This is a genomic window from Rhodobaculum claviforme (assembly GCF_016653255.1).
Lineage (GTDB): Bacteria > Pseudomonadota > Alphaproteobacteria > Rhodobacterales > Rhodobacteraceae > Rhodobaculum > Rhodobaculum claviforme.
On the sequence record NZ_NHSD01000086.1, the window covers coordinates 1 to 5096 of the forward strand.

Sequence of the window (5096 nt, forward strand, 5' to 3'; positions counted from 1 at the left end):
GCGTGATCCGGCCCGCGCTGACGGCGGCGCTGGGGGGGGTGCGATGCTGAAGCTGGGCGTGCCCTCCAAGGGTCGGCTGATGGAGCAGTGCTTCGACTGGTTCGCCGCCCATGGCGTGACCCTGCGGCGCACCGGCGACGCGCGGGAATACGCAGGCGCGGTCGATGGCGCCGAGGGCGTGGCGCTGGTCCTGCTGTCGGCGGGCGAGATCCCGCGCGAACTGGCCGCCGGGCGCATCCATCTGGGCGTGACCGGCTCGGACCTGGTGCGCGAGCAGCTCGCCGATTGGGAGCGCGAGGTGGCGGCGCTGGCGCCCATGGGCTTTGGCCACGCCGATCTGGTGATCGCGGTGCCCGCCGCATGGGTGGATGTGGAGACTCTGGACGATCTGGACGCGGTGGCAGCCCAGTTCCGCGCCACCCACGGCCACCGGCTGCGAATCGCCACGAAATACCATCGGCTGGTGCGCGAGCATCTGCGCGCCCACGGGGTCGCCGATTACCAGCTGGTCGACAGCCAGGGCGCGACCGAAGGCACGGTCGCCAACGGCACCGCCGAGGCGGTGGCCGACATCACCTCCACCGGCGCCACGCTGCGGGCCAATCACCTGCGGGTGCTGGCGGGCCCGCCGGTGCATGCCAGCCAGGCCACGCTGTTTCGCGCGCTGGCCGCGGACTGGGACGCGGACGCGCGCGCGGCGCTGGACGGGTTGTGCGCGCGACTGGGGCTGGCGGCGGCCTGACGCGCCCCCGGGGTGGCCCGCAGGGGCAGGACGGTGCATATCAGCGAACGCAACACGGACGGGACGGACAGCATGGACCAGGGCAAATTCCGCGATCACGAATTGCAGGCCGCGCGCGGCATCGCGACGGCCGAGACGCATGTGGTGCACGTCTTTCCCCACCCCATCTGGGACAGCGGCGACCGCATCCAGCTGCATGTCTGGGAGGACCCGGAGGCGCGCCCGGATTACTTCGTGGAGTTCGCGGCCCCCCTCGACACCGCGTTCCGCGCGGGGCTTGGCCGGGTGCTGGCGGGCATTGCCGCCGGTTCCGATGCCGCCGTGCGCCAGAGCGCGGAACAGGCGCTGCTGGTGGAGTTCACCGGCTTCTGGCACCTGTGCGACCGGATCGAGGAAGGCTTCATGAAGCGCATGCTGGTGGTCACCGGCTGGCGTTACACCGACCCCGACGGGACCGAACACACCGAGGGCTTCCCCGCCGACTGACGCGTCAGCCCGCGGTGCGCTGCCAGCGGCCCGAGGTCTCGGACCAGTATTGCGGCGGATGGCCGGCCTCGCGGAAGCGGCGATAGAGGGCGCGCGCCCCTTCCACCGCGTGGCTGTCCCCGCCGTCGAACAGCACCCAGACGCGCTCCAGCCCCTCGACCTCGTGCGGGGCGACCTCGGCGCCGTCGATCACGGCCAGCGCCTGCGCGCCCGGCGCGGTGCCGGTGGTCAGCAGCACCGGCTGGCGCGCATCATGGTCCCCGCCCGCGCGGCCGTGCGGCAGGAAGTCCTCGTCCCCGCCCAGCCACAGGCGTTCGTCCAGCCAGTCGAGGCGGGCGTCCGTGGCCCCGCGCACGACCACGCGCCACCCCTGCGCCAGGGCACGCGGCAGCAGCTGGCCCAGCACCGCCTCCACCGGCGAGCGGGTGAGGTGGTAGAACAGCACCTCGCCCATCGGCGGCCTCAGCCCTCGAACCGGTCGCGCACCAGACGGTCAAGCGCACACACACCCCAGCCGGTGGCCCCGCGCGGCGCCATCGCCGTCGCCTCGGCGCGCAGCGCGGTCCCGGCGATATCGAGGTGCACCCACGGGGTTTCATCCTTGACGAAGCGGGCAAGGAACTGCGCGGCGGTGACCGAGCCCGCCGCCCGCCCGCCGGTGTTCTTCATGTCCGCAAGGCGGCTCTTGATCAGCTTGTCATAGGCCGGCGCCAGCGGCATCCGCCAGGCGCCCTCGCCTTCGGCGGCGGCGGAGGTCATCACCGCCTCGGCCAGCGCATCGTCGTTGGAGAACACGCCCGTGTTCTCGTGGCCCAGCGCGATGATGATGGCCCCCGTCAGGGTGGCCAGATCGACCATCGCGGCGGGCTTGAAGCGCTCCTGCGCGTACCACATCACGTCCGCCAGCACGAGGCGCCCCTCGGCGTCGGTGTTGATGACCTCGATCGTGTCGCCCTTCATCGAGCGGATCACATCGCCCGGCCGCATCGCGGTGCCCGAGGGCATGTTCTCCACCAGACCGACCAGGCCGACGACATTGGCCTTGGCCTTGCGCAGCGCCAGCGTCTTCATCACGCCCGCCACGACCCCGGCACCGGCCATGTCCATGGTCATGTCCTCCATCCCAGCGCCGGGCTTGAGGGAGATGCCGCCGCTGTCGAACACCACCCCCTTGCCCACGAGCGCCAGCGGGGCTGCGGACTTCTTGCCGCCCTTCCACTGCATCACCGCGACCCGCGTGGGGCTGCTCGATCCCTGCCCCACCGCCAGCAGCGCCCCCATCCCGAGCTTTTCAAGCTCGTCCTCATCGAGGATCTCGACCTCCAGCCCCAGATCCTTGAGGCCCTTGATCTGCTTGCTGAACGTCCGGGTGGTCAGCACGTTTGCGGGGCTGTTGACCAGATCGCGGGTGAAATAGACGCCCTCGGCCAGGGCCATCAGGGGGGCGACCTCCTCCTGCACGGCGTCGGGGCGGGTGACCATGACGCGGATCTCTCCGGGCGGGTCGGCGGGCTTGCTGCGCTGCGCGGTGTAGGCATAGGCCCGCAACACCGCGCCCAGCGCCATCTGCGCGGCCCCGCGATGCGCGCCGGCCAGCAGAATCGCACCGGCCTTGCCCATCGCGGCCCCCAGCGTGGCGCCCGCGCGCCGTGCGGCCTGCGCATCGGCCTTGCGGTCCAGCCGGATCGCCAGCACCACCTCGGCCGCCAGCCCGCCGGGCCATTGCAGCCGCAGCGCCGCCCCGGGGTCGAGCTTGGCAAATGCCTCGGACGCGACCGCGCGCGCCAGCGCACCGCGCATCGCGCGGTCCACCTTTGCCGCCGCCGGATCCAGCCGCGCGCCCGGCTCGGCCAGGACGGCCACCACGCCGGCGTGGTCGGCCACGGCGGCTGCGTCGGCTTCGGTGATGGCAAGCTTGGGCGGTCGGGTCATCGGCGGGGGCTCCCTGCGTCCTGATGGTGTCCGCCGAGCCTAGCCCGCCCCCGCCGCGATGGCCAGACAGCAGTTTGCGCCCCGCGCGCATTGCGATAGGGTCCGCGCCGGGGGACAAGGCAGGGGACCCGCGTGACCGGATTCGACCGTTATCTTCTGTCGCGCCTGCTGGTCCTGTTCGGCTTCTTTGCGCTGGTGCTGGTGGCGGTGTACTGGGTCAACCGCGCGGTGTCGCTGGTGGACAGCCTGATCGCGGACGGCCAGTCGGTGCGGGTGTTCCTGGAATTCACGGCGCTGACGCTGCCCAATGTCACCCGGCTGGTGCTGCCGGTGGCGGGGTTCGTGGCCGCCGTCTATGCCGTGCACCGGATGGTGACCGAAAGCGAGTTCGTGGTGATGCAGGCCACCGGCCTGTCGCCGTTTCGCCTGGCGCGCCCGGTGCTGGTGTTCGGGCTGATCGTGGCGGTGATGCTGGGGGGCCTGCTGCACTGGCTGGTGCCCGCCAGCCGTGCCCAGATGAACGAGCGCCGCGCCGAGATCGCGGAGAACATCACCTCGCGCGTGCTGACCGAGGGGGCCTTCGTGCATCCCACCGCCGGCGTCACCCTCTATGTCCGCGAGATCACGCCCGAGGGCACGTTTCGCGACCTGTTCATGTCCGACGGACGCGCGGGTGGTCCGCGCACCATCTACATCGCCCGCGAGGCCGTGCTGGTGCGCACCCCGCTGGGCCCGCAGATGGTGATGCTGGACGGCAGCGCGCAGTCGCTGCGCCAGCCCGGCGACCGGCTGGGGGTGACCACCTTCGACACGCTGACCTATGACCTGGCGGCGCTGGTGGGGCCGCGGGGGCCGCTGATGCTGGGGCTGCGCGACATGTCCACGCGGCGGATCCTGGCGCTGGAGGACGAGGCGCTGGACGCGATCGGCGCCACCCGCGACACCGCCCGGGCCGAGGTCCACGGCCGCACCGCCCAGCCGCTGATGGCCACCGCCGCCGCGCTGATCGGCTTTGCCGCGCTGACGCTGGGGGCGTTCAGCCGGCTGGGGGTGTGGCGACAGGTGCTCGGGGGGGTCGTTGCGGTCATCGCCATGCAGTTCCTGCACACGGCCGTCACCGGCGCCGTGGCGCGCGATGCGGCGCTGTGGCCGCTTGTGTATGCGCCCGCCGCGGCCGGGTTTGCGGGGGTGGCCGGGGCGTTGTGGCTGGCGGGGCGCCCGCGCCGTCCGCGCGCCCTGCCCGCGGCGGAGGGCGCGGCATGATCCTGTTTCGCTACATGGCGCGGCGGTACCTCGTCAGCTTTGTGGGGGTTCTGGCGGTGATGGCCGGGATCATGCTGCTGATCGACATGGTGGAGCAGCTGCGCCGCTTCTCGGCCGAGGGGATCGGGGTGGGCGGGGCGCTGGCGCTGGCCGCGCTCAGGATGCCCGCCAGCCTGCATGCGGTGCTGCCGCTGGTGGCGATTCTTGCGACGCTGGCGATGTTCGTGGGGCTGGCGCGCAGTTCGGAGCTGGTGGTGACGCGGGCGGTGGGGCGATCGGCGCTGCATGTGGTCGCCGCGCCCGCGCTGGTGGCGCTGGGGCTGGGCGCGCTGGCGGTGGCCGCGCTCAACCCCGTCGTGGCCGCCACCACCCGCCATTATGACGCCGCCATCGCCCAGCTGGGCGGCGGCGACACCAGCCTCCTGTCGGTCAGCCGCGACGGGCTGTGGCTGCGCGAGGGCGCAGGCAGCAACCAGCGGGTGATCCGCGCCGCCCGCGCCAGCGCCGACGGCACCCTGCTGCACACGGTCACGATCCTTGCCTTCGATGCCACCGTCACCCCCGTCCGCCGGATCGAGGCGCGCGAGGCCCGCCTGGAGCCCGGCGCCTGGGTCCTGAGCGGGGCCAAGCGCTGGGACCTGACCGCCCCCAACCCCGAGGCCGCCGCCGAGGC

The 5096-nt window shown here is 72.7% G+C and carries 6 protein-coding genes; 4 read left to right on the plus strand and 2 right to left on the minus strand.

What is annotated here, in order from left to right; genetic code table 11:
- The first annotated feature begins 43 nt into the window (after positions 1–43).
- Both hisG and CCR87_RS01500 read left to right on the plus strand, forming a co-directional pair.
- Positions 44–742, plus strand: a complete 699-nt coding sequence (gene hisG, locus CCR87_RS01495) for an ATP phosphoribosyltransferase (RefSeq protein WP_201155561.1) — start codon at positions 44–46, stop codon at positions 740–742.
- A gap of 72 nt (positions 743–814) precedes the next feature.
- Positions 815–1228 (plus strand): hypothetical protein, encoded by a 414-nt coding sequence (locus CCR87_RS01500; protein ID WP_201155562.1) that lies wholly within the window; start codon positions 815–817, stop codon positions 1226–1228.
- 4 nt (positions 1229–1232) lie between these two features.
- On the opposite strand, the gene CCR87_RS01505 is transcribed toward CCR87_RS01500, so the two are convergent.
- Positions 1233–1682, minus strand: coding sequence for a DNA polymerase III subunit chi (locus CCR87_RS01505; protein WP_201155563.1), 450 nt, complete (start codon positions 1680–1682; stop codon positions 1233–1235).
- 8 nt (positions 1683–1690) lie between these two features.
- Positions 1691–3160 carry a leucyl aminopeptidase gene (locus CCR87_RS01510; protein ID WP_201155564.1) on the minus strand — a complete coding sequence of 490 codons (1470 nt, stop codon included), beginning with the start codon at positions 3158–3160 and terminating at the stop codon, positions 1691–1693.
- 132 nt (positions 3161–3292) lie between these two features.
- Here CCR87_RS01510 and lptF point away from each other — a divergent pair, with 132 nt between their 5' ends.
- Positions 3293–4423, plus strand: coding sequence for an LPS export ABC transporter permease LptF (gene lptF, locus CCR87_RS01515; RefSeq protein ID WP_201155565.1), 1131 nt, complete (start codon positions 3293–3295; stop codon positions 4421–4423).
- The coding region (locus tag CCR87_RS01520; RefSeq protein ID WP_201155566.1) for an LptF/LptG family permease at positions 4420–5096 on the plus strand (677 nt) is incomplete at its 3' end. The genes lptF and CCR87_RS01520, both read left to right, overlap by 4 nt.

What these genes read in the sequence shown, in the direction of transcription:
- hisG (WP_201155561.1), top strand. Translation starts at nt 44, where the DNA reads ATGCTGAAGCTGGGCGTGCCCTCCAAGGGTCGGCTGATGGAGCAGTGC.
- CCR87_RS01500 (WP_201155562.1), top strand. Translation starts at nt 815, where the DNA reads ATGGACCAGGGCAAATTCCGCGATCACGAATTGCAGGCCGCGCGCGGC.
- CCR87_RS01505 (WP_201155563.1), bottom strand. Translation starts at nt 1,682, where the DNA reads ATGGGCGAGGTGCTGTTCTACCACCTCACCCGCTCGCCGGTGGAGGCG.
- CCR87_RS01510 (WP_201155564.1), bottom strand. Translation starts at nt 3,160, where the DNA reads ATGACCCGACCGCCCAAGCTTGCCATCACCGAAGCCGACGCAGCCGCC.